Here is a 26,141-nt window from a genome sequence, read left to right on the forward strand (position 1 = left end):
AATTATAATCAATCTTTATACTTATTGTTGGGAGTCGGTTTAAACTAGATATGACCTGGTCAGATATTTTATCAGAAGAGAAACAAAAATCTTATTTTAAGCAAATATTAGAATTTTTAGCTAGTGAGGCAAATAAAGGTAAAGTTATCTTTCCAGTTAAAGAAAACATTTTTAATGCTTTTAAGTATACTGAGTTAGAAAATTTAAAAGTTGTAATTCTTGGTCAAGATCCATATCATAATTATAATCAAGCTCATGGTCTAGCATTTTCAGTGCAAAAGGGAGTTGACATCCCGCCGTCTTTACGTAACATGTACAAAGAGCTTGTTCGTAGTATTCCAGATTTTGAGATTCCAAATCATGGTTGTTTGGTTGATTGGGCAAAGCAGGGTGTGTTTTTGTTAAACACAACTTTAACTGTAGAGGCTCATAAGGCAAACTCACATAAAGACATTGGCTGGGAAACTTTTACAGATACAGTAATCAATAAAATATCGGAGTATAAAGAAAATGTTGTTTTTATGCTTTGGGGTTCTCACGCACGTAAAAAGAAAAGCCTTATTGATAATTCTAAACACTTAATTCTGGAGTCAACGCATCCATCTCCTTTGTCAGCTCATCGCGGCTTTCTAGGATGTAACCATTTTATACTTTGTAACCAGTATTTACTTGATCATAAACTTAAAACTATAAATTGGAAATTAACTAATTAGTCATACATTTTTAAGAATTTTTACTGGTTTCTTACTTATTATCAAAAGATGCTTTTTAGGCTTGAGTATGTTAAAATATCACCCATATGTCATATCTTTATTAAAAACGGTAAGTAATGTCTGTAACGACTAAAGAATCATCATCAATAAATATAGAAAAAGAATTAAAGCAATCATACCTTGATTATGCAATGAGTGTTATAGTTGGTAGAGCTTTACCAGATGTCAGAGATGGGTTAAAGCCAGTTCACCGAAGAGTTCTTTTTGCGATGAATGAGCTATCAAACTATTATAATAGACCTTATAAAAAGTCTGCTAGGGTTGTCGGTGATGTTATAGGTAAATATCATCCACATGGTGATACTGCAGTTTATGATACTATCGTTAGGATGGCTCAACCTTTTTCTTTACGTTATACTTTAGTAGATGGTCAAGGTAACTTTGGTTCAGTTGATGGTGATTCACCAGCAGCTATGCGTTATACAGAGATTAGAATGCAAAAGCTTACTCATGAGCTTTTGGTAGATATTGATAAAGAGACGGTAGATTTTTCTCCAAACTACGACAACACAGAGTTAGTTCCAGATGTTTTGCCAACAAGAGTACCAAATCTTTTAGTTAATGGCTCATCAGGTATTGCTGTTGGTATGGCCACAAATATCCCTCCTCATAATATGACAGAGGTAATTAATGGAACAATAGCTCTTATAGACAATTCTAGTTTAAGTGTTGAAGAGTTAATACAATACATTCCAGCACCAGATTTTCCAACAGGTGCCTATATAAATGGTACAGATGGTATTTTAGAAGCGTATAAAACAGGTCGTGGCCGTGTGATAATGCGAGCTAAGGCTGATATAAAAGAAGATGAAGCATCAGGTAAATCGCAGATAATAATTACAGAGATACCTTATCAGGTAAATAAAGCAAAACTAGTTGAAAAAATTGCTGAGCTTGTTAAAGATAAAAAAGTAACAGGCATTTCAGAACTTAGAGATGAGTCTGATAAAGATGGTATTAGAGTAGTAATAGATTTAAAAAGAGATGAATCTCCAGAAGTTGTATTAAATACTTTGTATGCTCAAACTCAACTACAATGCAGTTTTGGTATCAACATGGTCGCTCTTAGTGACAATAGACCAAAACTTTTAGGCCTAAAAGAGATTTTAGAGCAATTTATAAAGCATAGAAAAGAAGTTGTTACTCGCCGTACTATATATGAGCTAAGAAAGTCAAAAGAAAGAGCTCATATTTTAGAAGGACTATTGTTATCTTTATCAAATATAGATGAGATGATTGAGCTTATCAAAGCTTCACCAAGTCCGGCTGATGCTAAAGAATCTATGCTAGCTAGGTCATGGAATGGTATTCTTGTCAAAAATATGCTTGAAGGTGTTGATGTTAAAATGTATCGTAAAGAGACATTAGCCTCTCATTATGGTATCCAAACAGATTCGTCATATAACTTAACAGAAGAGCAAGCTGATGCAATTTTAGCTTTGAGGCTACATAGACTAACAGGTCTTGAACAAGATAAGATAGTAAATGAGTTTAAAGAATTAATTGATAAAATTAAGTATCTAATATCAATATTAAGTGATACAAATGAGCTTATTAGAGTAGTCAAAGAAGAACTCGTTGAAATAAGAGAAAACTTTGGCGACGCTAGAAAATCAGAAATTATTTCTTCAAGATTGGATTTGACAAGAGAAGATCTAATAGCAGAAGAAGAAATGGTTGTAACGTTATCGATGGATGGTTATGTTAAGACTCAGCCATTAAGTTTATACAATGCTCAAAAACGTGGTGGAGTAGGAAAGTCTGCAACCAAAACTAAAGAAGAAGATAGTATCTTTAAATTAATTTTAGCATCAACTCACGATACTATGCTTTGTTTTTCAAGCTTAGGTAGAGTTTATTGGTCAAAAGTTTATGATTTCCCAGTAGCTAGTAGAATCTCTAAAGGTAGACCAATAAATAATATTCTACCACTAGAAAGAGATGAAAAAATTACTGCTCTTATGCCAATTTCACAGTTTGAAGAAGGCTGGTATGTATTTATGGCTACAAAATTAGGTCGAGTTAAAAAAGTTGATTTATCAGAGTTTGCAAGACCGCGCTCTACAGGTAAGATCGCTATTGGCTTGAATGATAGCGATGAGTTATCTTATGTTGCACTTACAGATGGCAATAAGCAGATTATGATGTTTTCAGATGCAGGAAAAGCAATTCGTTTTGATGAATCTGATGTTAGAGCTATGGGTCGTTCTGCCGCTGGCGTTACAGGTATGCGTTTACAAGATGATCAAAAGATAGTTTCTATGCTTGTGACAAATTCTGATGAAGGAGTTGTTTTAGCTGCTACGGAAAATGGTTATGGTAAAAGAACTTCAGTTTCTGAATACAGAAAAACCAAAAGAGCTAGTCAAGGGGTTATAGCAATTTCCACATCAGATAGAAATGGTAAGGTAGTTGTGGCTGTACTTGTTGCTGAAGATGAGGACATAGTTATGATTACAAATAATGGCACTTTAGTTAGAACATCATCATCTGAAGTTAGAGAGTGTGGTCGTTCGGCACAAGGTGTTAGGTTGATCAATCTTCGAAACAATGAAAAACTTATAGGTTTGAAGGTTGTAAAACAAGATGATACAGATATAGAGGAAAGCTTAGAAGAAGAAACTGAAATAGCTTTAGATGTTGACTTAACAGAATAAAGGTTATGTCTATGAAAAGCAAGGTTACTATATTAGGAGCTACAGGTTCTATAGGAGATAGCACATTAAGCGTAATTAGAGAGAGTAGTAGCTTTGAGGTGTATGCTTTAAGTGCCTTTAGTAATATAAAAAAACTTGCTGATTTATGTAAAGAGTTTCACCCCAGGTACGTCGTTGTACCTGACCAACAAAAATACCAAAAGCTTAGAGAACTTGTTGGAGAAGTTGAGATTTTGGTTGGTGAGGAAGCCTTAGAGCAAATTGCTAGTGATCCACAAGTTGATATAGTAATGTCTGCTATAGTTGGAGTGGCTGGACTTAAGCCAACTTTTGCAGCTGCTAGGGCAGGCAAGAAAATACTTTTAGCTAATAAAGAATCTTTAGTAGCTGCAGGGCATTTGTTAATTGAAGAGGTAGCAAAAAATAACGCCCAGCTTATACCTGTAGACAGTGAGCATAATGCAATTTTTCAGTGTTTGGATAATCAAAGCAAGACTTTTAATGAAAAAGAAATTACTGAGATAATCCTTACAGCCTCGGGAGGTCCTTTTAGAGATAAGCAATTAGAGGAGTTGGTTGATATAACCCCAGAGCAAGCATGTGCTCATCCTAACTGGAGTATGGGAAGAAAAATTTCAGTTGATTCTTCAACTATGGTTAATAAGGCTTTGGAAGTGATAGAAGCATATTGGCTTTTTCGTGTGCCAGCTGATAGAATTAGCGTTTTAATTCATCCTCAAAGTGTTATTCACTCGATGGTTAAATATGTAGATGGTAGTTTTTTAGCTCAATTGGGTGTTCCTGATATGAAAACTCCCATTACAAATGCTTTGTATTATCCAGCTAGAGGGTGTGCTAATGTTGCAGAGTTGGATTTTACAAAAATAAAGCTGACATTTAGAAAAGCATGCTTTAGTAGGTTTGAAGCTTTAAAATTAGTTTTTGAAAATTTAAGAAATAAAGATTACGCAGCAAATATAGTATTTAATGCTGCTAATGAAAAATTGGTAGAAGCATTTTTAGATGGTAAAATTAAATATTTAGATATTATAAAAATCAATAAAAAAATATTAAAAAAATTAAAGTTTGAGAATCCTAAACAAATAGAAGAAGTTTTTGAGATTGATAAAAAAGCTCGATGTTTAGTAGATTCTATTTTGAGGTAGAATTAAGTGTTTTTTTTAAGAAAGAAGTTTGTATTAACCTCTATTCTTATGGGTATTGCGTGTGCTGGCTGGGCAGAAACAGGTAGCTTTATACTAGACAAAGTATCTATAGTTGGTTTAGAAGGATTACAGGGTGATGTAGTTAAAAGCCGTATAGGTTTTAAGAGGGGTAGTTATATCACACCAGAAGATACAAACCAGATTATTAACAATCTCTATGGTACGGGTTTTTTTAATAGTGTAGACCTATATCGGAAGGGTAGTAATCTTTTTGTGAATGTAAAAGAAAGACCAATAATTGCAGATTTTAGTTTCAGTGGTAATAAAAAAATCAAAAAAGAGGATCTTGAAAAAGTTTTTACTGATGCTGGGGTCTATGTAGGTAATATTTATAATCCTAATACAATGTTTTTAATTAAACAATCGTTACTTTCCCAGTATTCAATGATGGGATTATATGGTGCCAAAATTGATGAAAATATCAGAAAACTACCGAACAACAGAATAAACATTAATTTAACAATTAAAGAAGGGAAACCTGCAACAATTGGAGACATAAATTTTGTCGGTAACAAAAATTTTGACGATAGTGATCTAAAAAGTGGCTTAGCTTTTCAAACACCATCTATTTGGAATCTGTGGGGTTTTTTAGCTCAATTTGATAGTTACTCGCCTAACGGTATGGAGAAATCAGTCCAGGATGTGACAAATTATTATCTTGATAGAGGTTTTCTAGATTTTAAAGTTACTTCTAAACAAGCCTCTATGTCGAAAGATCGTGAACATTCTTATATAACTCTTGGTATCCAGGAGGGTGAAGTTTATAAGGTTGGTGATATATCTCTAGATGGTAAATTTATAATACCTAAATCAGAAGTTGAATCCTTGATTCAGCTAAAAGAAGGTGAAATTTTTTCAAAAAAGAAGCTTGTAGATACTGTAGAGTCAATAAGAACTTTATTAGGAAGTAAGGGTTATGCTTTTGCAACAGTTAACCCTATTCCAGATGTTGATAAGGAAAATCGAGTAGTTTCTTTTAAATTTGTTGTAGATGCGGGTAAAAAAGTTTATGTAAATAGGGTAAATTTCTTTGGTAATAATGTCACAAATGATTACGTATTTCGTAGGCAGCTTCAATATTATGAACAATCCACTTATGATAAAGAGGCTATAGATAAGTCACAAAGAAGGCTTGATCAGTTACCTTATGTTGGTTCTGCTGACATGCAACTTGTTCCTGTAGAAGGCTCAGATGATTTGGTAGATATAAACTACAATATTAAGGAGCGTAACGCCAACTCAATAAGTGGTAGCTTAGGTTATTCAGATTTATATGGTTTTATGATAGGCGGTAGGCTTAATATGCCTAACGTGTTTGGTACAGGTAATACTTTTAATATTAATGCTCAGCTTTCCATACCGTTCCAACAATTAGATATAAGTTATATCGATCCTTTTTTTACTACTTCAGGGATCAGCCAGAGTGTTTCAGCATATGTTAACCGTTCAAACTTTGCTAAAACAGATGCCATAGCTGCATACCAATTAGATACGCTTGGTGCTAGGTTGATGTATGGTTTGCCTATATCAACGTTTAGTAATGTATCTTGGGGATTGACATTTGCTAACAATACCCTTAAACAGTCGGAAGGTTACAAATCTTCTATAGTTGAATGGTTTATTCAGCAGCAAGGAGGTAGAAATGTATTTAATGAGCCTGCTATAACAGGTGGTTGGAGCTATAATAACTCTAATAAATATATGTTCCCAACACAGGGAGGGTCATTTAATTTAAATGGCTCAATAAATATACCTGGAATAAGTAATATTAATTCTTATAAAGTTGAAGTCGGTGGGACTTATAATATTGCTGTACCAAATACAGATTTATCGGCGCTCTCAATTAGGGCAGGAGTGCAGTATGGTGGAGGTTATGGGAAAACTAAAGAACTACCTTTTTATGAGAACTTCTATGGAGGTGGTTGGGGATCAGTGCGTGGTTTCTTACAAGGTTCATTAGGCCCTAGAGATATTAACTTAGTAGACCCTAATAATCCTCAGCCAGGTAACTCAATTGGTGGTAACCTTAATATATATAACAATTGGGATTTATTGTTTCCAGTACCTTTTATTAAGGATAGTTCTAATATGAGAATCGGTGCATTTTTAGATGTGGGTAACACGTATATAACTTATGATCTAAATGGGGTACTATATCCAACTCCACCTAGCCCTACATCACCATCTTTGGGTAACCTTAAATATTCAGTTGGAGTTGAGTTTAGATGGGCTTCACCAATGGGGCCACTAGCAGTATCTTTTGCTCAACCATTTAATGTTCAAAAAGGTGATGTTACTCAGGTATTCCAGTTTTCACTTGGACAAAATTTCTAAAAATCAAAGGAGAAAAATATGAAAAAAATAATTAAGAAAATTTTAATTACGTTGATGCTTTTTACAGTGGCTACTACTGTTTTGTATGCAGATACTAAGATAGCTGTAGTTAATCCAGTAGAGATATTTAATGACACAGACCTTGGTTCAGTAAGTGTTAAAAAATTAGAAAATGACCTTAAGCCAGAGGCTTCAAAGTTACAGCAACAACAAAATGACATTATGGCAAAGGTTAAAGAATTACAGCAAAAATCTACTACTATGACAAAAGCTGAGTTAGAGAAACAACAACAGCAAATACAACAAGAACAACAAACTTTTGCAGAAAAAGCTAGAGTTTTACAACAAAAAGAATACTCAAGAAAAGATGAATTATCTAAAAAGTTCCAAGCTGCATTTGATAAATCAGTGGAGACAATAGCAAAACAGAAAGGTTATAATGTTATACTAACTACTCAGGCTCTTGCTTACGTAAATGGTGTTGATGACATATCTGATGATGTTGTAGTTATGATGAACAAGAACTCTTAGAAAAACCAAAAACTATAATTGGTGGGTAAAATAATGTATAGCTTAAATTTATTAGCAGAAAAATTAGATGGTGTGATTAAGGGCGATAGTAGTATTGAAATAACTAAAATAGCTACTTTATCTCAAGCAAAAGAGGGAGATATATCCTTTTGCACTAATCCTAAGTACTTAAAAGATTTATCTAACACAAAAGCTTCTGCTGTTTTAATTACAGAAGAAGCTTTAGATTACTGTAATACGAACGCTATTGTATTATCTAACCCATATATGGCATTAGCTAAAGTAATGGAGATTTTTGATAAATCTCCAAAACCTAGTGGTAAGATACATAGTAAGGCTGTTATAGCAGCTAGTGCAGTTATCGGGGATAATGTAACTATTGACGCAAATGCAGTTATTGGTGAAAATGTTGTTTTAGGCGATAATGTTGTAATAGGTGCTTGCGCTACTATTGAGGATGGAACGAAAATAGGGGATTCTACAATTATTAAGAGTAGTGTATCTATAGCACATGATGTTATTATTGGGGCAAAATGTATTATTCATCAGAATGCAGTTATAGGCTGTGATGGGTTTGGAAATGCACGTGACGATGATGGTTCATGGACTAAAATACCGCAGCTAGGTAGAGTAGTTATTGAAGATAATGTTGAAATTGGTGCTAATACGACGGTTGATAGAGGTGCTATTGATGACACTATCATTAAAAAAGGGGCACGTATTGATAATTTAGTACAGATAGCTCATAATGTGGTTATCGGCGAAAACACAGCTTTGGCAGGTGTGACAGCAGTAGCAGGTAGTACTAAGATAGGTAGTAACTGTCTTATAGGTGGTCAATCTGCTATTACTGGTCATATTAGTATTTGTGATAATGCTGTAATAGGGGGCGCCTCTAATGTAGGTAAATCCGTGACAAAACCGGGTATGTATTATGCCGCTTTTGAAGTAAAACCAAGAATTGAATGGGGTAGGTTTGTAGCTAGATTGTCAAAAATTGATAAATTAATAGCTAGGGTCAAAGATTTAGAAAATAAATTAATTAAGTAATGAGGATTTGTAATGAGTCAATTTGATGAAAATAATAAGCAAATAGATGTGATGGGAATTAGGAAGATTTTGCCACATAGGTATCCTTTTGCTCTTTTAGATAAAATTGTTGACTGGAATATTGAAGAAAGAAGTATAATAGCTCAAAAAAACGTTACAATTAATGAAGATTTTTTTAATGGACATTTTCCTGAATTCCCAGTAATGCCAGGAGTTTTAATCGTTGAAGCGATGGCTCAAGCTACAGCTATATTAGGTGAGCTAATGGCTGAGACACTATTTGCACATGTGGTTGCTAAAGCTGGTGGTGGTAGAAGAACTTTTATGCTTGCAGGTATAGATAAGGTTAGAGTAAAAAGACCAGTTGTCCCTGGTGATGTACTGATTATTGAATCACGAATGGTTAAACAAAAGAATATTATATGTACAGCTGAGTCTGTGGCAAAAGTTGATGGACAAATTGTTTGTTCAGCAGAATTAATGGCAGCTTATAAGGATTATTAATAGTGATACATAGCCTAGCGGTAGTTCACGAAAGTGCTAAGATAGCAGATAGTGCTATAATTGGTCCATTTTGTGTTGTTGGTGAAAATGTAGTTATTGGTGAAGGCACTGAGCTTAAAAGCCATGTTACTATAGGTGATAATGCAGTTATTGGTAAAAATAATCGTATTTTTCAGTATGCATCTATTGGAGATGATCCTATTGATTATACTTATAAAAAAGGAGATTTTTCTCAAGTTGTTATAGGTGATAATAATGTTATTAGAGAATGTGCGACGATACATGGTGGTACATTAAAGGAATCTGGAGTAACTTCGATCGGCAATAATAATTTAATTATGTGTTATGTGCATATCGGTCATGACTGTAAGATAGGGAATAACATTAACCTAGTAAATGGCGTTGGTTTAGCTGGGCATGTTCATATTGAAGATTATGCTATTTTGAGTTCTAATACTGGGGTCCACCAGTTCTGTACTGTAGGTAAGCATGCATTTATCGCTCATGCTGCGTTGGTAGGAAAAGACGTGCCACCATATTTAATGGTAACAGCGGTTACTGCTGGTGCGTCTCCTTGCGGTATAAATTCTGAAGGGCTCAAAAGACGTGGTTTTACAGCAGAACAGATAAAAAAAATAAAAGACGTTTATAAAATACTTTATCGTCGTGGTTTAATGATAAGTGAAGCCTTTGAAATTATAAAGAATATGGCTACAGAAGATCCAGTTTTAGAGCCTTTTGTTGAGCTGATGAGTACTTCTAGAAGGGGTATATTAAGATAATGCGGATAGGTATAGTAGCAGGCGAACTATCAGGAGACCAGTTGGGTGGTACTTTAGTTGCAAAGCTTAAAGAAAGGTACCCTGACGCTATTATAGAGGGTATAGGTGGCCCTAAGATGGAGGCTTCTGGCTTTAAAAGTCTTTATCCTATGGATGCTCTTTCTTTAATAGGTTTTTTGGAGATAATTTCAAAAGGTTGGCAGATTTTAAATATACGTAGAAAAATTATTAATCATTTTAAACAAACAAAACCGGATGTTTTTATAGGGATAGATGCTCCAGATTTTAATCTTACTGTTGAAAGAAAACTTAGAGCAGCTGGTATAAAAACTATACATTATGTTAGCCCTAAAATATGGGTATGGCGTGAGTATAGAATTAAAAAAATTAGAAAAGCTACAGATAAAATATTGGCAATATTGCCTTTTGAAGTTGATTATTATAAAAAAAGACATAACTTTGAAGCTATTTTTGTTGGGCATCCTTTGGCAAAAAATATCTCAATAAATATAGATAGAGCTAACTATAGAAAAGAGTTGGGTTTAGGAGATATAAGTTTACCAATATTGTCAGTTTTACCTGGCAGTAGGAGTAATGAGGTATCTAGACTTTTGCCTTTATTTCTTGAAGCTTTACAGAAACTAGTTGACTCTGGATATAGGTTTCAAGCTGTGATGCCTTTAGCAAAACCATCTTTACAGTCAATTTTTGACCAGTATGATGAACAAATACAAAAGCTAAACATAAAAGTGTTCAATGCTAAATCCCATGATATTTTAAAAGCGTCTGACTATAGTTTACTAGCTTCTGGTACAGCTACTCTAGAAGCTATGTTATGTAAATTACCAATGGTGGTTGGATACAAGGTCTCAGCATTATCTGCTTTTTTAGGAAGATTGTTGATAGGTAATCATAGCTTCTGGGCTTTTCCTAATATTTTACATAAAAGTGAAATAATAAAAGAGTTAATACAAGAAGATTGTACAGTAGATAATTTATATCAAGAATTAAGAAGACTATTTGATGATAAGCAAAGAAATGACTATATAACGCGGGAGTTTACAAGTATTCATGAAAACATGATAGTAGATACTGATCAAAAAATAGTTGGTATATTAGACTCTATAATTGTTCAAAAATCTTAATTTTTATAGCCTTTATATATATAATATTAGTTTAATAAAAGATAGTAGTGTGGGTGTTATATGTCGTTGATTTTAATTTTGGTTTTAATTTTAGTTGTATTAATAATTATTGATCTTTTTCGTAAAAGTTTGCGTTTAAAACAAAAACTGACACTAGAGAATATAGAGAGAACAAGTAGTGAATTTTTAACAAGCCAACTAAAAAATGATTTTTCTGAAGAGGTTGTAGAAATACAGCTTGAGTACCCTTTATTAAGAGAAGGATATCTTTTGCTGTATTTTGAAAGCATAGAACCTATTGAAATAAAAAATTTAGCTATGCAGTTGAAACACTATGATCTTAGGTATACTGAGGAGAAAGTTTTTCAAAGGGTTAATTATAAAGACGTCATATTCAGCATATTGCCAGATAATGATAAGCAAGAATTTGAAAGCATTAATAATGGTAGTCTAAATGGCATAATAGCTGTTATGAATTTTAAGAAGCTTTCAGCTTTAGGATATGACGTAAAAACATGTTATGAATTATTGATGGATATTTTAGAAGCTCTAAATAAATCTTATCACGGCACTTTAATGAATGAGCATAGGGTTAGATTAACAAAGAAAGATAAGCAAAAATTTCTCGAAGCTATTTAAGCAAATATTACTTTTATACCTAGTAGGCTATGTCATAAACTTATATGGGCTATTAAAAATTCCTAAGTCTTATTAAAAACCCCTTATATAAATCATATACTTAACTGATATCATTTGGTTCTAGCATAAGAGAGTTGTTAGTATTAAGTTTTTAATTATTACAATCAACAAGCTCGTTTAGTTTTTTACATCTTAATTTTCTTAAGTTGTTTAAGTGTATTAAAAAGGAGATATTATAATGAATGAAATATTAGCCCAACAAATAGTCACATTAATAAGGCAATCTGTCCCTTATTCAAGTAATCTTCCTATTTTTCAGCAAAGTAAAAAGCTTCGTGGATTATTAAAATTATCATTAGCCGCTCCGACTAGCAATGATGAAGAAATTTCTTGTGAAAGGATTGCTTTATCATCTTTAATCGGGAAAATTGGAGATTGTACAGAGCAATCTAAGATCTGTTACGTTACTTTAAAGTTTTTAAATACAAAAATAGAGTCATTAAGAGGGTATACTGTATGTATAGTAAGATTAAATATAAATACTCATCATTTTGTAATTCTTTATAAAACTTCTGATAGAGAGAAAATTAATAGTTATATAAACCAAAAACTTACTCCTACTTTTGAAAACTTTCTTACTTATGTAAGAACATCTAACCTTGATGTTTGGCTACTAGATACATACCTTAATTTAGGAACAAAAATCAAGTTTAATACATACGCTGAAATCTGTAAAGTACGTAAAAATCTTCATCAACAAGATGATATGATAGTAGAAGAATTTCGTCAAAAAATGTATATGGGTTTAACATACGACTGTATTGAAGATCTAGGAAGTGATGTAGTTGCAGACACTAAGTATAAAAATTTTTATAATAAGCTTTTTGGTAAGTTATGTAACAAAATCTATTGCGCCCCTTCGTCAGAAAAAAAGGGGCCTTTTAATTTCAGTGAATTTAATTATAGTGAATATTATAACACAACATTTTATGAAAATGAGAATAGGATGGCAACTCAAGCTATGTATGAGGAGATTAACTGTAAATCGACTTTTCTTGATTTGTCAAATATGATACCAACTTCTCTTATAATTGATTTTTTAAAAAAATTGAAAAGTAAAACGAGTACTTGGTCGAATCTTACTTCTAATTTTTCGAAAAAAGACTATTTTAATAGTCTTTTGGAATCGTTGAATGAAATTAGTTCCGATTATTTACCATCTGCTATAGCTCATTCGATTCTGGCATATGTAATTGCTATATGTTTAGTTAAAAGAAGTAGAAATACTGAGAGATTTAATTTTCAGGTAGGTGAAGAAACCAAAACTGGCAACGGAGCTTTAGAGCTCCTTCAAAAACCAAAATTTACTGCTTTAAGGAAGCTTATTGTTAAGAATAAGAATTATATGAGTTATAATGATTTAAGAAATTTTGTTATCTTTAATATTGAAGGTGCTGACATCAAAGAAGATAGAACATTAAATGTTAATGAATTTCTTAGCGATTATAATCAAAACGCACCATCATATAAAGCGCCTAATTGGTTTAAGCTTGAGTAGTCTAGAATCATATAATATTTTGTATAAAACTATGAAAAATTTTTTTGTCAGTTTGAGCTATTTTAATTAAAGTTTTGATATTTAAATATATGTTAGGTAATAATGGTGGGCCCAGTAGGGCTCGAACCTACGACCTACGGATTATGAGTCCGGCGCTCTAACCAACTGAGCTATAGGCCCAAACATAGCCACAATTATATTTTAAAGCTTATTGTTAGTCAATATGTATTTGTTATTTTTTTCGGTTAAATTGTTCTAAAGAGCTATTTGTATATTTTTGCAGAAGAGCCAACTATCAAAGGATCTGGAGGTATAGCTACTTCTAATGATTTGTTATCATAATCTATAGTGTTAAGAACATATCTAATAGCGTTTAAACGAGCCCTTTTTTTGTCATCTGATTTTACTATGACCCATGGTGCATATGGTTTGTCAGTATACATAAACATTCTTTCCTTAGCTTCTGTATAGTCATCCCATTTATCTAAAGATGCTTTATCAATAGGACTAAGTTTCCATTGCTTTAGAGGATGTGCTTCTCTAGCAATAAATCTATTTTTCTGCTCCTGTTGACTAACTGAGAACCAAAATTTAATAATAATAGTGCCACTATCAACTAACATTTTTTCAAGCATAGGAACTTGTTCTAAAAAAGAGAAGTACTCTTTTTCTGTACAAAATCCCATGACTCTTTCTACGCCAGCACGATTGTACCATGATCTATCAAATAGAATTATCTCACCTCCGGATGGCAGATATTTGATGTATCTTTGGAAATACCATTGGTTTCGCTCTTTCTCTGTAGGTTTTTCAAGAGCTACAACTTTAGCGCCGCGTGGGTTTAGATGTTCCATAACTCTTTTGATGGTTCCACCTTTGCCTGCAGCATCTCTGCCCTCGAAAATAATTAAAACTTTTTTGTTATTTTCTTTTACCCACCTTTGTAATTTTAGTAACTCTATTTGTAAATGGTATTTTTGCTTTTCGTAAATTTTACGAGGTATTTTATGCTTATATGGAAAAATATTCTCCAGAAAAAGCTTCTGACGTTCTGTTTGACTTAAAACTTCCATATTGAAATCTTTCTAATAAACAACCGTTTGAATATCTTAGCATAAACCGTTTATTTTTAGTAAAGCTAGTTAACCTTTGGGGTTTTAAAGTTTAATTTAAGGCTAAAAACTATATAAAAAATGCTAAAAATAATTATTATAGTAATTAGTAAACTTGGTGTCTTTATTGGGTACATTAGTACAGCAATAAAAGTTGCTATAGAGGCAAGCATAGTAAATAAAAACGTAAATGTTTTGACTGCTTTGCTCTCACTAATATACTCTGTTCTTGATAAATAAATATATTTTATAGGCACAAAAGAGAAAATTGCTAGAATTAATATAGTTATTTCATTAAGCCACTGTGATGACTGAAAACACAGCATATATATAACTATGACATTCCAATAACTAGGAAATCCGACAAAGAAGCAATCTTTAGTTTTAGCATTGGGTTGGCAAAATTGATATGATGAAGAGATGGTTATGAGGACTATAGCAACTAGTAACCACTCATGACTTACAATGTTTGAAACATATATCCAAACACATGGCACTATAGAGTAAGTACTAAAGTCAATTATGTTGTCTAAAAGTCCGCCATCTAAAGGAGCAAGTTTTTTTATGTCAACAAGGCGCGCAAAGCTTCCATCAACAGAATCAATGAATACGGAAGCTATTATACTGAATAAAGATAGTCTCATATTATAATAATATAAATCTGTATCTCCTAAAACATTTGCTTTCGCCGCTTCTATTGAGAATATAATTGCAAATATTCCAAACACAGCACCTAGTGAAGTAAAAAGGTGTACTAACCAAGCGTATATTTTTTGTAAATTTTGCATCGATTTAAATTTGGCTCTGATAAATTTTTGAAATTTTAACAGAAATGACTAATAGTTTCTATCTATAACTAGGTTTATAAGTTTTTCTATATTGTAACAATTTATATTTTTAGCTTTAAGCTGGCTTATTAGAGAAGCCAGCAAAGTCTTTTTTTCATCTAAATAATTTATAGCTTCTTCTAAGCCTAATAACGAAACATAGGTTGATTTATTAGCATCTATATCTTTTGCAGGAGTTTTTCCTAATTCTTTAGTGGTTTTTGTGACATCAAGGATGTCATCTTTGATTTGAAAACATAGTCCTATAAGTAAAGATAAATCCTTAAGTATATGCTCTGTAGGATTATCTGTATTTGTTGAGAGGTAATATGGTAACAAAATGCTAGCGCTAAACATTTTTGCTGTTTTATGGATATGGACGCATTCTAACTGATCTAGGGTTAGGAGTTTATTTTCACCCTCTATATCGAGCTGTTGACCAGCTACCATGCCACCTAAGCCACAAAATTGTGCTAACTGGGAATTTATTTTTTTTAAGGTAAGTAAATCTTTAACATTAACTGTTTGAATTATTTGGAAAGCTAAAGCTTGTAAAGCGTCTCCAGCTAAAATTGCAGTGGCTTCATTAAACTTAATGTGGCATGTTGGTTTACCTCTACGAACCGTATCATTATCCATAGCAGGTAGGTCATCATGGATTAGAGAGTATGTATGTATAGCTTCGACGGCAAAAGCTAATTTATGGCAGTCTTGAATGTTGACATTAAAAGCTTCTCCAATTGCATAAACAAATTGAGCACGTATTCTTTTGCCTCCAGCTAAGAAGCTATATTTTATTGCTTCAAGCAGAGTTTTAGAACTGCATTTAAGAGTTGTAAACGTTTCTAGAATAAATTTATTAAAATCTTCTAGTTTATCTTTTTCTTTCATAAAAATTTGGTTATTAGATTGTATTGTTTTTCTAAAACATTACTATGAGCTTTAAAAGTGTAGTATGAATTTTTTGACATAGTATTTAAAATTTGGGTATTATCAAAAAGTTCAATTACTTTATTAGCAAGTTCGTCAGGGCTATTAATAATAATCAGAGCATCGTTTTTAATCAAATCTTTTGATATCTGGCTAAAGTTAAAAAGACTACTACCACTAATAATAGGCTTCGCTAAGGCTGCTGGTTCAAGTAGATTATGTCCACCTGTGTTGTTTAAGCTACCTCCAACGAATGTAATATCAGAAACATGATAAAGGTGTATAAGTTCCCCCATGGTATCTCCAAGGTAAACTTGAGTTTGCTTTTGTATGGAGTCTTTTGATGCGCTTCTTTTTTGAAATGAAAGTTTGTGTTTAGCTATAAGTTTTTCAACTTTTGAAAATCTTTCTTTATGTCTTGGCACTATTATAAGTAAACATTCTGGTTTTAGTTTTAAAATTTCTAAATGGGCTTTAAGTATGATCTCTTCTTCACCTTGATGAGTGCTACCTGCAACCCAAACTGCGCGATTAGCTATACTTTCCTTTAAACCCATCATGTCTTTTTGTAGACTCTCTGGGGTTATTAGATTATATTTGAGATTACCAGTTATCGTAAGTTTTTCTTTAGGGACACCCAGAGAGATAAAGCGTTTTGCATCTTTTTCAGTTTGGGCATTAATATGAGAGAGCTTACTAAATAAAAATTCTTTGCCAAATGGGATTTTTGTATAGTTACGCATAGACTTTTTAGACAGTCTGGCGTTTGTTATAACTACAGGGATATTCTCATCAAAACACTTTTGTAGGATGTTTGGCCATATTTCTGTTTCGATGATTATAAAAAATTTTGGGTTAAGTTTCGCAAAGAAGCTATTTATAAAAGGCTGTACATCATATGGTATATACATATGGTATACATTATCGCAATTACCATATAATTGTTTTACTACATCACTACCAGTAGGGGTAGTAGTTGTAATGACAAATTTTTCGTTAGGATATTCTAGAATTAGTTTTCTTACTAGAGGTTCTGCAGATAATGTCTCGCCAACTGAAACAGAATGTATCCAAATACAATTATTTAGTCGAGTTTTTGTTACAGCAAATCTTTCAGCCCAACGTTGCCTATAATGGATATTTTTGAAACTTCGTTTTAGTTTTTTGACATATAGAATAGGAATATAGACTATAAATAAGCTAGAATATACATAAGCTAAAAATCTGTATGTAATTTTTTTTAAGTAGTCCAACTTAATCTTTCCGGCGTAATAATTTATTTACTCTTTTAAGGATTATAGCATATATTTTTTTTCAATGAGGTTAGAAATTATTAAGTGTTATTATCATCTTTAAAATTATTTAGGAGATTATTCAAAGCTTTTGCTCTATGGCTACAGAGGTTTTTTTCTTGTATAGTTATTTGAGCTAGAGTTTTGTTTAATTGGGGTAGTAAAAAAACAGGGTCGTAGCCAAATCCATAATTTCCTATAGGTTGATTAATGATCTTACCATGTAATGTGCCTAATGCGATAGCTGGAGTAGGGTCATTCTCATGTTTTAAATAGGCAATAGTACATACAAATCTTGCATCAGTGTTATTTGATTTTTTTAGTCTTTCTAGTAATTTTTCAATATTTGCTAAATCATTACCATGCTGTCCTGCATATCTAGCAGAATATATCCCAGGTTCACCGTTAAGCGTGAAAACCTCTAAACCAGAATCATCAGCGATCGCTGGGAGCCCGGTATGCTTACAGCAATTGCGAGCTTTAAGTATAGCGTTTTCAATAAAGCTTAATCCTGTTTCTTCAATCTCTGGTACGTTAAACTCAGATTGGGGTAATACATTTATGTTTAATTTTGAAAAACTCTCTTTGAACTCTTTTATTTTTCCTTTATTGTTTGACGCAAGTACTATTTCTTTCATAGTTTTTATAAAAATAACTTATATGCATAAGTGATATATTAGCAATATTTATATGAAATGTTATCATCTTATTTAATACAAAATGTTTGAGGAATTAATTTATGAATACTAAGATATGTTTTCTTGGTGGTGGTAATATGGCTAAAGCGATGATTTCTGGTTTAGTTAAAAGTAATTTTAATCCGACAAACATAACTGTTATTGACAGGAATCTTGATAAGCTTAAGATTTTATCTAATAAATATGGGGTAGAAATATCAAAGCCATTAAGTGATGCTATAGCTGAAAGTGATGTTATTGTTTTAGCTATTAAGCCACAGCAAATGGGTGAGCTTATTAAAAGTATTAAGGAGTATGTAAGTGGTACTCAGCTAATAATTAGCGTTGCTGCAGGTATTCAGATAGGTGTTTATACTAAACTGTTTGGTAAAGAGGTTGCTTTGGCAAGAGTAATACCGAATACACCAAGTAGCTTAGGCTATGGCGCTACAGGTATATACTTTAATGAAAACGTAGACTCTAAGCAAAGAAATATAGTGATGGATGTAATGTCAGCTATGGGTATAATAGTTGTAGTAGACAATGAAGATAAGATAGATGTTGTAGCAGCATGTGCTAGTTCTGCTCCAGCTTATTATTTGCAATTTATGGAGCATATGGTTAAAGCTGCTGTTAAAAATGGTTTGGCGGAAGACCAGGCAAGTATACTAGTTATACAAAGCTGTTTAGGGGCGGCACAGATGGCATTAAATAGTGGTGATAGTATAGAAACATTGAGAAAAAATGTAACATCTAAGAAAGGTATTACAGCAGAGGCTTTAAAGGTTTTTGAAGATTTTGGCTTGGAGGTGATAGTAGATAAGGCGATTAAAGCTAACATAAGAAGGTCGCAAGAATTAGCAAAAGAGTTTGGTGAAGCTTTATGGAAAAGTATTTTGTTGTTTTGAAGGCTTAAATTTAATTGTGAATATATTTTGGAATAGAGGGTTTCGAATAATATTAATTTATAGTAACATGATGTAAAGATGGTAATTTAAAATGAATGTTTACTTTATGTATCTTGTAATGTATACTTTCACAGAAAAATATGCCAATTTGAGTTTATTAAGTTTTAAATAGGAGTAGAGGGAGATTCATGAGATTATTATTAGCAGAAGATGATTTAAACTTGGGGGAAGGCTTGCTGGAAGCTTTACAGAAAGAAGGTTTTAATGTGAACTTGGTTTCTGATGGGGAGGCTGCTCAGACTTTTATAGAATCTGGTTTATACGATATAACTATCCTGGATATTGGTTTACCAATTAAAACTGGTCTAGAAGTTCTAAAAAGCGTAAGAAGTAGAGGTATTAAAACGCCTATACTTTTACTTACAGCTAGAGATGGTTTAGAAGATAGAGTTAAAGGCTTAGATTTTGGGGCTGATGATTATATGACTAAACCTTTTGAACTTAAAGAGTTAGTTGCTAGAGTTAAAGCTATCTCCCGTAGGATAGATGTTAGATCTGGTAAAAGTGTTAACGAAGAAATCATGTTTGGTGATTATAGTTTTAACCCTAGTTCTGAGACAGTTACAAAGGATGGTGTAATTATTCCAGTTTCTAAAAAAGAATTAGCATTGTTATCTATATTGGTTCAAAACGCTGGTCGAGTTGTTCCAAAAACACAACTTTTAGAAGAAGTTTACTCAACTGATAAAGAGATGGATACTAACACTTTAGAAGTGCATATGCACAACCTGAGAAAGAAAATTAATATCTCTAATTTTATTCAAACAATAAGAGGCGTTGGTTATTTTGTACAAAAGGACAAAGTAATTAAATAACTTTTATGGAATATTTCTTAAGTCTAGGGTTTACTTTTTGGTTACTATTTTTGACTTTTGCAAGCGGTATTATTTATTTAATAGATTATCTTTTTTTTCAAAAAAATAGATTAGCTTCATATAGAGAGCAACTTAAAGCTCTTAATAAAAAGCAAAAACGCCAATTTTATAAAGATCATGGTTTAAAAGCTCCTTTTATAGCAGATCAAGCTAGATCTTTATTTAGCGTGTTTTTTGTGGTTTTTATATTAAGAACATTTTTGGTGGGAAATTTTTTAATTCCTACAGCATCCATGACTCCTACGTTACCAGTAGGAGACTTTATCTTTGTAGATAAGACAGCATATGGTATTAGAGCACCATTTACTAATAAAATACTGGTCAATACAGGTTACCCTAAAAGAGGCGATATCGTGGTTTTTCACTTTCCAGTTAACCCTAATGTGGATTATGTAAAACGAGTTGTGGGCTTGCCTGGGGATATTATATCTTATAAAAATAAGACTTTAACCATAAATGGTAAACAGCTTGACTATACTGATTGTGATAGAAGTGTTATGAATTATAATAATAAATCGTTGTCAGATAATAGTGGGGATATTGTTTGTCTGGAGCATCTAGGAGATGTTACTCATGAGATAGATTGGATAAAATCAGTTAAATCTCAAGACTTTGAAAGTTTGAAAGTTCCAGAAGGTCATTATTTTGTTATGGGCGATAATAGAGATAATAGTCAGGACAGTCGGTATTGGGGATTTGTGCCAGAACAAGATTTAGTTGGTAAAGCTAAACTTGTTTGGATGAGTTGGGATAAGGTTGATAAAAAAATCCGTTGGAATGAAATTGGAAAGGTTTTTTAGGTAGATGATTCCAGATTACTCCAGACTTTACCGAATACTAGGCTATTCTTTTAAAGATCATACAATTTTAACTAGAGCATTAACACATAGAAGTAAAGCCAAAAAAAATTACGAGCGTTTAGAATTCTTAGGTGATTCAATATTAGGTTTTATTATAGCAGAGTCGTTGTATCAGAAATTTCCCAAATTCACTGAAGGTGAGCTTTCCCAAATTCGCTCAAAACTTGTTAAAGGCGTTACATTATCAAAATTAGCTCTAGATTATAAAATAGATGAGTTTGTGATATTGGGAGGTAGTGAGACAGGTTCACAAAAACGAGAGAAAATCTTAGAGGATGTTTTTGAAGCTGTAATCGGTGCGATTTATTTAGATAGTGATTTTGCTAATGTCAAAAAAGTTATACTTGGTTGGTACGCTGACATTTTTTCTAGATTAGATGTAGATATTGTGAAGGTTAAAGATAATAAGTCCAGGCTACAAGAGATATTGCTGCAAAATTCCATGAGCCTTCCAGCATATAACATTATAGCTATTTCCGGTAAAGATCATGAACAAATATTTGAAGTTGCTGCAATTGTAAAAGAATTAGGTTTTGAGACTAAGGCACAAGATACCTCTAGAAAAAAAGCCGAGCAAAAAGCAGCCAAAGAAATGATAAGGTTGCTAGAAAGTCAGGGTTTACATGAAAAAAAATAAGCTAAATTTAAATGGTATAATAGTAATAAATAAAGCTAAAGGTATTAGCTCAAATAAAATTCTACAGCAATTAAAATATTTATATAACGCTAAAAAGGCTGGCCACACTGGCACATTAGACCCTATGGCAACAGGTGTTTTGCCAATATGTTTTGGTAGAGCAACCAAGATAGCTCAATATTTACTTGATGCTGACAAAGAGTATATAGCAACAATTAAACTTGGTATACAAACCACTACCGGTGATGCAGAAGGTGAGATAGTTACAATTTTGGATGTTCCTAAATTTTCAAATACACTTATAGAAAACATATTTGATAAATTTCGAGGCCAAAGTGATCAGACCCCACCAATATATTCAGCTTTAAAATATAATGGGCAACCACTCTATAAGCTGGCTAGAGAGGGTAAACAAGTTGAAATAAGACCACGAAAAATAACCATATATGAACTTAAGTTGCTAAGTAGTAAAGATGATACACTAGAGATTAAGGTTAGATGTTCTAAAGGAACATATATCCGTAGTTTAGCTATGGATATAGGTACGGAACTTGGTTGTGGAGGTCATTTAATAGCATTACAACGGACTCAAAGTGGTCCATTTTCTCTAGATAAAGCATACGAAATTGAGGATTTGAAAGATTTAAGTTTTGAAGAAAAACTTGATACTATAGAACACATAGAAAGTGTATTTAAAGACAAACCAATATACACTTTAGATATAAATCAACAGCATGATTTATACAATAAAGGTATCCTAACAACTCAAGCAGATATCAATGGAGTTTTTAGAATATATGATGAGAATAAATTTATTGCAGTAGCTGAATTTGATAAAGGTAATTTAGTTAGCAAAAAATTTTTTGAGTAGGAAAAATTAATAAGTGAGTAAGTACAGTATAAATAATGATCCTAATAGGGATCTAGAAGCACAAAAGTATGAAAACCCCATTGCGAGTCGCCAGATGATATTGTGCTATATCAAGGACATGCAGCTGCCAGTAAGCGTAGAAAATATTGCTTTAGCTTTAGAAATTAACAAAAAGTCTTCATTTGAAGGGTTGGTTAATAGACTAGGAGCTATGGTTAGAGACGGTCAATTAGTTAAAGATAAATCATATTATAGCCTTCCGGAAATAAAAAATGTTTATGTAACTTCAAAAGTTTCGGTTGATAGAGATGGTAGATTAGAAATATTTAGCCATACATTAAATACTAAAGTTAGTATTCTTTCATCCCAAGCAAAAATGTTAATGGTAGGTGATGAAGTTACAGCTAGGGTATTAGGAATAAATAAAAAAGGTAAAATTGAAGCAGAGATAAAATCAGTAGTTTCAAGAGCCCAAAAAAACATAACAGGTTATTATTATAAAATTTTTGATGGGCACTTTCTCAAGCCAATAAATAAGAATATAACTAGTGATATAGTCTTATTACCTCCTAGACAAAAGATTGATCAGGATTCACTAATAGAAGCTGAAATAATAGTTCAACCAAGTATTAATAGTGTTGCAGTTGCTAAGTTCAAGCAAGAAGTTGAAGCGATATCTCCAGTTAAACAAGCTATGATGCTAGCTACTAAAAAGTTTGATTTAATAGAGCAATGGAGTAAAAAAACTCTTGAATACTTAGATACTCTTTCAGATGATATAATAACTAAAGAAAGAGTAGATCTGCGAAAGCTTAATTTTGTTACTATTGATGGCGAAGATGCAAAAGATTTTGATGATGCCGTGTTTGCTAGTAGAACTAAAGCTGAGGGTTGGAAATTATATGTTGCAATAGCAGATGTTTCAAGTTATGTTCAGAAAGATTCTGCTTTAGATTTAGATGCTAAACGCCGTTCAACCTCGGTTTATTTCCCTGGATATGTAATACCTATGCTTCCAGAAAAATTATCAAATGGTTTATGCTCTTTACAGCCAAATGTTGATAGGTATTCTTTAGTTTGTGAGATGAATATAAGTAGCACTGGTAAGTTAACTAGGTATAAGTTTTATTCAGCTGTTATAAATTCTAAAGCACGTTTAACTTATACTGAAGTAGCAAAACTATTAGATAAGAAACAAAACTCTATAGTAGAAAATACTCCAGAGTTAGTGCCTGATATATTTGTTTTATATGATTTGTATAAAGTCTTGCATACAGCCAGAGATCAAAGAGGAGCGATAGATTTTGATACTATAGAGACACAAATAATCCTTGATAAGCATAACCATATACAATCAATAATACCAAGGCAACGCAATGATGCGCATAGACTAATAGAAGAGTGCATGTTAGTAGCAAACGTTGCAGCAGCTAAGTTTGTAATAAAGCATAAAAAAACTTCTCCGTTTAGAGTACATAGCGAGCCTAAAGAGGATAAGATGGATGCTTTAAAAAAACATTTATCTCGTCATGGTATCCATCTATCTTATGGTAAAGATGGTAAAGTAACACCAAAAGCCTTAGCACAAATGCTAGAAAGTATTAAAAGTCGTCCTGATTATGAAGATATTCAAATGATGACTTTGCGTAGCATGAATCAAGCTGTTTATAGTATTGATAATGTTGGGCATTTTGGTCTTGCTTATGATGAGTATACTCATTTTACTTCACCTATTCGTAGATACCCTGATTTAGTAGTTCATAGAATTATTAAATCTATTATCAATGAATATAATCATGGTGGTTGTGACTATAAGTCTAGTGAGTTAGCTAATATTTGCGACAACGCATCTTTTCAAGAAAGAAATGCAGATGGAGCCTCTAAACAAGTAGAAGATTGGTTGAAGTGTTACTTTATGCAAGATTATATAGGGCATGTTTTAGAGGCAAAAATCACACATATCAATGGTCTAGGACTGTTTGTTGAGCTTAAAGATATGTTCATAGAAGGCTTGGTTCATGTTTCAACTATTCCTGGTGATTATTATATTTTTGATGAAACTAAAGACATTTTGATTGGTAGAAGAAACCACAAAGTTTTTAAGATAGGTCAAAAAATAACCATAAGAGTAATAAGGGCAGATTTAGAAAGTGTCCATATAGATTTTGAATTATATTCTCCAGAGCAATCAGCAAAAGATTTTGACAGCTCTAAAAAATATAGCACTAAGAAGAAAGTTAAAAAGAGAAAGCCAAAGCGTGATAAAAGAAAAAATAAAACTAAACAATCTTAATGACCAACAAATTCGTTAAGTTTTTGGTTGTTTGAACCCCCATACGATTCTTAATTTTTTCAGTATAGTTAAGATAATGTAAGTTATGTCAATCTGCCAAAACTTAAGGTTATTTCTAACTGAATAAGCAAATTTATGATGATTGTTATGCCAACCCTCTCCAAAAGTGAGAATTGCAATAAACCAGTTATTTCTACTATTATCTGTTGTTAGATGATCTTTGGACCCAAAGATATGGCAAATTGAATTTACACTGAAAGTTGTGTGATATAGTAAAACAGTGCTTAATATCCCCCCAAAAAAGACAAAGTTTAGACCAGAAGTTCCTAGATTTGGGTATTTATAAGCTACAAAACTACCAATAACAAATAGCCCAACAAGATATAAAAAAAATGATAAATGAGAAAATTTATCCAACCAAACTAGTTCCGGATATTTAAACCAGTCTTTTGTGTATTTTAACTCTACAGAATTGTTATTAGGGTTAAAAATCCAGCTTATATGCGACTGAAAAAAACCATTTTCAGGTGAATGAAGATCAGTAGTTTTATCAGAGTGAATATGATGGTATCTATGGTGCCCAGACCACCATAGCGGCCCTTTTTGAGAAGCCCATGTTCCCACTAGGGCTAATATAAATTGAAAAACCCTCGATGTTTGGAAAGATCTATGTGCAAAATAACGGTGGTACCCAGCCGTTAAAGCAAAAGTTCTCATGCTAAACGTAATAGTAAATACTAACAAAGCTGTTAAGTTAAAGTTTACAAAAAATACACCTAAACAGCTAAGATGTAATCCAGCAAAAGCTATTTTAGTAATATTGTTTGACTTACTTTTCATATTTTGCTCCACGAATTTAAATTAATTTTTTAGCTATTTTGAAATACAACCTATATGGGAATTTTGCGATAAATTTTAAGATTAAGGTGAATTTTTTAGTAAAATGAATTTCAAAATTATTCGATAATAACCCTTTGAGAATTTCTTTGGCAGCTTTTTCTGGGGTTAACAAAGCGGGCATTTTAAAATTATTTTTGTCTGTTAGTTTTGTTTTTACAAAACTTGGATTTATAAGTCTAATGTCTAAATCTTGATTTTCAGCTTTTAAACTTTCAACTAGATTGATAACACCCGCTTTAGTAGCAGCATAGGGCTGAGATTTTGGCAACCCTATATAACCAGCTACACTAGCAGTTATTGCTAATTGGCAGTGTGGGTTTTTCTTTATATATGGCAAAATAAATCTTATAAGATAAAAAACAGCAGTTAAATTGGTTTGTATAGTTTTATCAAGATTAGATAACGATATATCAGTTATTAGAGAAGGTTCGTAAAAAGCTGGTAAATATATTATAAAGTCAGGTTTGTATTGTATAGCTTTGGCTGCTTGTTTCTCAAATTCTGAGTAGTCAGTAATATTAAAAGCTAATGATATAGATTCATTTTTTAGATTCATACCAATGGTTTCTAATTTTTTTTGTGAGCGTGAAGATATTATAAAGTTTGCGTTTACTGAGCTATCTAATCTCTCTAAAATAGCTTTACCGATGCCGTCAGTAGCACCAATTATCCATATGGTTTTATTTTCAAATTTTTGCAT

24 protein-coding genes and 1 tRNA gene are annotated in these 26,141 nt (G+C 32.3%); 17 read left to right on the top strand and 8 right to left on the bottom strand.

From position 1 onward, the window contains the following. Nucleotides 1-50: 50 nt before the first annotated feature. The 11 genes from ung to FRA_RS01495 all read left to right on the top strand — a co-directional run bounded on the left by ung (nucleotide 51) and on the right by FRA_RS01495 (nucleotide 13,199). Nucleotides 51-713 carry a uracil-DNA glycosylase gene (gene ung, locus FRA_RS01445; RefSeq protein WP_035721141.1) on the top strand — a complete coding sequence of 221 codons (663 nt, stop codon included), beginning with the start codon at nucleotides 51-53 and terminating at the stop codon, nucleotides 711-713. A 116-nt stretch (nucleotides 714-829) separates the two neighbouring features. Beyond that, nucleotides 830-3,430, top strand: a complete 2,601-nt coding sequence (gyrA, locus tag FRA_RS01450; protein ID WP_035721144.1) for a DNA gyrase subunit A — start codon at nucleotides 830-832, stop codon at nucleotides 3,428-3,430. A 5-nt stretch (nucleotides 3,431-3,435) separates the two neighbouring features. Continuing rightward, on the top strand, nucleotides 3,436-4,596 hold the full coding sequence (gene dxr, locus FRA_RS01455; protein ID WP_035721147.1) for a 1-deoxy-D-xylulose-5-phosphate reductoisomerase: 1,161 nt from the start codon (nucleotides 3,436-3,438) through the stop codon (nucleotides 4,594-4,596). Nucleotides 4,597-4,602: 6 nt separating this feature from the next. After that, nucleotides 4,603-6,990 (top strand): outer membrane protein assembly factor BamA, encoded by a 2,388-nt coding sequence (gene bamA, locus FRA_RS01460; protein ID WP_035721149.1) that lies wholly within the window; start codon nucleotides 4,603-4,605, stop codon nucleotides 6,988-6,990. A gap of 18 nt (nucleotides 6,991-7,008) precedes the next feature. Beyond that, entirely contained in the window at nucleotides 7,009-7,521 is a 513-nt protein-coding gene (locus tag FRA_RS01465; protein ID WP_459382051.1) for an OmpH/Skp family outer membrane protein, read from the top strand. 33 nt (nucleotides 7,522-7,554) lie between these two features. Continuing rightward, entirely contained in the window at nucleotides 7,555-8,571 is a 1,017-nt protein-coding gene (lpxD, locus tag FRA_RS01470; protein WP_035721151.1) for a UDP-3-O-(3-hydroxymyristoyl)glucosamine N-acyltransferase, read from the top strand. Between the two features lie 12 nt (nucleotides 8,572-8,583). Continuing rightward, nucleotides 8,584-9,075, top strand: a complete 492-nt coding sequence (gene fabZ, locus FRA_RS01475) for a 3-hydroxyacyl-ACP dehydratase FabZ (protein ID WP_035721154.1) — start codon at nucleotides 8,584-8,586, stop codon at nucleotides 9,073-9,075. A gap of 2 nt (nucleotides 9,076-9,077) precedes the next feature. Next, nucleotides 9,078-9,857, top strand: coding sequence for an acyl-ACP--UDP-N-acetylglucosamine O-acyltransferase (gene lpxA, locus FRA_RS01480; RefSeq protein WP_035721157.1), 780 nt, complete (start codon nucleotides 9,078-9,080; stop codon nucleotides 9,855-9,857). Then, nucleotides 9,857-11,002, top strand: a complete 1,146-nt coding sequence (gene lpxB / locus FRA_RS01485) for a lipid-A-disaccharide synthase (RefSeq protein WP_035721160.1) — start codon at nucleotides 9,857-9,859, stop codon at nucleotides 11,000-11,002. The genes lpxA and lpxB overlap by 1 nt, the downstream gene beginning before the upstream one ends. 60 nt (nucleotides 11,003-11,062) lie before the next feature. Next, nucleotides 11,063-11,641, top strand: a complete 579-nt coding sequence (locus FRA_RS01490) for a cell division protein ZipA C-terminal FtsZ-binding domain-containing protein (RefSeq protein ID WP_035721163.1) — start codon at nucleotides 11,063-11,065, stop codon at nucleotides 11,639-11,641. A 238-nt stretch (nucleotides 11,642-11,879) separates the two neighbouring features. Beyond that, the gene (locus tag FRA_RS01495) at nucleotides 11,880-13,199 is read left to right on the top strand and encodes a hypothetical protein (protein ID WP_035721165.1); all 1,320 of its coding nucleotides are present in this window, start codon (nucleotides 11,880-11,882) and stop codon (nucleotides 13,197-13,199) included. 103 nt (nucleotides 13,200-13,302) lie between these two features. On the opposite strand, the gene FRA_RS01500 is transcribed toward FRA_RS01495, so the two are convergent. From FRA_RS01500 to rdgB, 6 genes are all read right to left on the bottom strand, one after another. Next, nucleotides 13,303-13,379: transfer RNA gene (locus tag FRA_RS01500), tRNA-Ile, on the bottom strand. Between the two features lie 83 nt (nucleotides 13,380-13,462). Continuing rightward, nucleotides 13,463-14,272, bottom strand: coding sequence for a polyphosphate kinase 2 (gene ppk2, locus FRA_RS01505; protein ID WP_035721169.1), 810 nt, complete (start codon nucleotides 14,270-14,272; stop codon nucleotides 13,463-13,465). 65 nt (nucleotides 14,273-14,337) lie between these two features. Further along, complete coding sequence (locus FRA_RS01510) at nucleotides 14,338-15,099, bottom strand: CDP-alcohol phosphatidyltransferase family protein (protein WP_035721172.1); 762 nt, start codon at nucleotides 15,097-15,099, stop codon at nucleotides 14,338-14,340. 48 nt (nucleotides 15,100-15,147) lie between these two features. Then, on the bottom strand, nucleotides 15,148-16,029 hold the full coding sequence (locus FRA_RS01515) for a polyprenyl synthetase family protein (RefSeq protein ID WP_035721174.1): 882 nt from the start codon (nucleotides 16,027-16,029) through the stop codon (nucleotides 15,148-15,150). After that, on the bottom strand, nucleotides 16,026-17,321 hold the full coding sequence (gene waaA / locus FRA_RS01520; protein WP_035721177.1) for a lipid IV(A) 3-deoxy-D-manno-octulosonic acid transferase: 1,296 nt from the start codon (nucleotides 17,319-17,321) through the stop codon (nucleotides 16,026-16,028). The genes FRA_RS01515 and waaA overlap by 4 nt, the downstream gene beginning before the upstream one ends. Nucleotides 17,322-17,401: 80 nt before the next feature. Beyond that, nucleotides 17,402-17,998, bottom strand: coding sequence for an RdgB/HAM1 family non-canonical purine NTP pyrophosphatase (gene rdgB / locus FRA_RS01525; protein ID WP_035721182.1), 597 nt, complete (start codon nucleotides 17,996-17,998; stop codon nucleotides 17,402-17,404). Between the two features lie 101 nt (nucleotides 17,999-18,099). On the opposite strand from rdgB, the gene proC reads away from it, so the two are divergent. From proC to rnr, 6 genes are all read left to right on the top strand, one after another. Further along, nucleotides 18,100-18,945: a pyrroline-5-carboxylate reductase gene (gene proC, locus FRA_RS01530; RefSeq protein ID WP_035721184.1), complete on the top strand. Its 846-nt coding sequence runs from the start codon at nucleotides 18,100-18,102 to the stop codon at nucleotides 18,943-18,945. A gap of 188 nt (nucleotides 18,946-19,133) precedes the next feature. Further along, nucleotides 19,134-19,820, top strand: coding sequence for a response regulator (locus tag FRA_RS01535; protein ID WP_035721187.1), 687 nt, complete (start codon nucleotides 19,134-19,136; stop codon nucleotides 19,818-19,820). 5 nt (nucleotides 19,821-19,825) lie between these two features. After that, nucleotides 19,826-20,680: a signal peptidase I gene (gene lepB / locus FRA_RS01540; protein ID WP_035721191.1), complete on the top strand. Its 855-nt coding sequence runs from the start codon at nucleotides 19,826-19,828 to the stop codon at nucleotides 20,678-20,680. Between the two features lie 4 nt (nucleotides 20,681-20,684). After that, nucleotides 20,685-21,377, top strand: coding sequence for a ribonuclease III (gene rnc, locus FRA_RS01545; protein ID WP_035721194.1), 693 nt, complete (start codon nucleotides 20,685-20,687; stop codon nucleotides 21,375-21,377). After that, a complete protein-coding gene (gene truB / locus FRA_RS01550) occupies nucleotides 21,364-22,248 on the top strand; it encodes a tRNA pseudouridine(55) synthase TruB (protein ID WP_035721197.1) in 885 nt (294 codons plus the stop codon). The genes rnc and truB overlap by 14 nt, the downstream gene beginning before the upstream one ends. Before the next feature lie 13 nt (nucleotides 22,249-22,261). Next, nucleotides 22,262-24,541, top strand: a complete 2,280-nt coding sequence (gene rnr / locus FRA_RS01555; protein ID WP_035721201.1) for a ribonuclease R — start codon at nucleotides 22,262-22,264, stop codon at nucleotides 24,539-24,541. Nucleotides 24,542-24,556: 15 nt separating this feature from the next. On the opposite strand, the gene FRA_RS01560 is transcribed toward rnr, so the two are convergent. Continuing rightward, entirely contained in the window at nucleotides 24,557-25,381 is an 825-nt protein-coding gene (locus FRA_RS01560; RefSeq protein ID WP_035721204.1) for an acyl-CoA desaturase, read from the bottom strand. 16 nt (nucleotides 25,382-25,397) lie between these two features. Beyond that, nucleotides 25,398-26,141: an SDR family NAD(P)-dependent oxidoreductase gene (locus tag FRA_RS01565; RefSeq protein WP_035721207.1), complete on the bottom strand. Its 744-nt coding sequence runs from the start codon at nucleotides 26,139-26,141 to the stop codon at nucleotides 25,398-25,400.

This window comes from Allofrancisella heilbronnii, from assembly GCF_000710735.2.
GTDB classification, from domain to species: domain Bacteria; phylum Pseudomonadota; class Gammaproteobacteria; order Francisellales; family Francisellaceae; genus Francisella; species Francisella frigidaquae.

Coding starts and splice junctions, on each gene's coding strand:
- lpxB (WP_035721160.1), top strand. CDS start 9,857: ATGCGGATAGGTATAGTAGCAGGCGAACTATCAGGAGACCAGTTGGGT.
- ung (WP_035721141.1), top strand. CDS start 51: ATGACCTGGTCAGATATTTTATCAGAAGAGAAACAAAAATCTTATTTT.
- lpxD (WP_035721151.1), top strand. CDS start 7,555: ATGTATAGCTTAAATTTATTAGCAGAAAAATTAGATGGTGTGATTAAG.
- FRA_RS01565 (WP_035721207.1), bottom strand. CDS start 26,141: ATGCAAAAATTTGAAAATAAAACCATATGGATAATTGGTGCTACTGAC.
- FRA_RS01535 (WP_035721187.1), top strand. CDS start 19,134: ATGAGATTATTATTAGCAGAAGATGATTTAAACTTGGGGGAAGGCTTG.
- fabZ (WP_035721154.1), top strand. CDS start 8,584: ATGAGTCAATTTGATGAAAATAATAAGCAAATAGATGTGATGGGAATT.
- truB (WP_035721197.1), top strand. CDS start 21,364: ATGAAAAAAAATAAGCTAAATTTAAATGGTATAATAGTAATAAATAAA.
- FRA_RS01510 (WP_035721172.1), bottom strand. CDS start 15,099: ATGCAAAATTTACAAAAAATATACGCTTGGTTAGTACACCTTTTTACT.
- FRA_RS01490 (WP_035721163.1), top strand. CDS start 11,063: ATGTCGTTGATTTTAATTTTGGTTTTAATTTTAGTTGTATTAATAATT.
- dxr (WP_035721147.1), top strand. CDS start 3,436: ATGTCTATGAAAAGCAAGGTTACTATATTAGGAGCTACAGGTTCTATA.
- FRA_RS01560 (WP_035721204.1), bottom strand. CDS start 25,381: ATGAAAAGTAAGTCAAACAATATTACTAAAATAGCTTTTGCTGGATTA.
- ppk2 (WP_035721169.1), bottom strand. CDS start 14,272: ATGGAAGTTTTAAGTCAAACAGAACGTCAGAAGCTTTTTCTGGAGAAT.
- rnc (WP_035721194.1), top strand. CDS start 20,685: ATGATTCCAGATTACTCCAGACTTTACCGAATACTAGGCTATTCTTTT.
- FRA_RS01515 (WP_035721174.1), bottom strand. CDS start 16,029: ATGAAAGAAAAAGATAAACTAGAAGATTTTAATAAATTTATTCTAGAA.
- proC (WP_035721184.1), top strand. CDS start 18,100: ATGAATACTAAGATATGTTTTCTTGGTGGTGGTAATATGGCTAAAGCG.
- rdgB (WP_035721182.1), bottom strand. CDS start 17,998: ATGAAAGAAATAGTACTTGCGTCAAACAATAAAGGAAAAATAAAAGAG.
- lepB (WP_035721191.1), top strand. CDS start 19,826: ATGGAATATTTCTTAAGTCTAGGGTTTACTTTTTGGTTACTATTTTTG.
- gyrA (WP_035721144.1), top strand. CDS start 830: ATGTCTGTAACGACTAAAGAATCATCATCAATAAATATAGAAAAAGAA.
- FRA_RS01465 (WP_459382051.1), top strand. CDS start 7,009: ATGAAAAAAATAATTAAGAAAATTTTAATTACGTTGATGCTTTTTACA.
- FRA_RS01495 (WP_035721165.1), top strand. CDS start 11,880: ATGAATGAAATATTAGCCCAACAAATAGTCACATTAATAAGGCAATCT.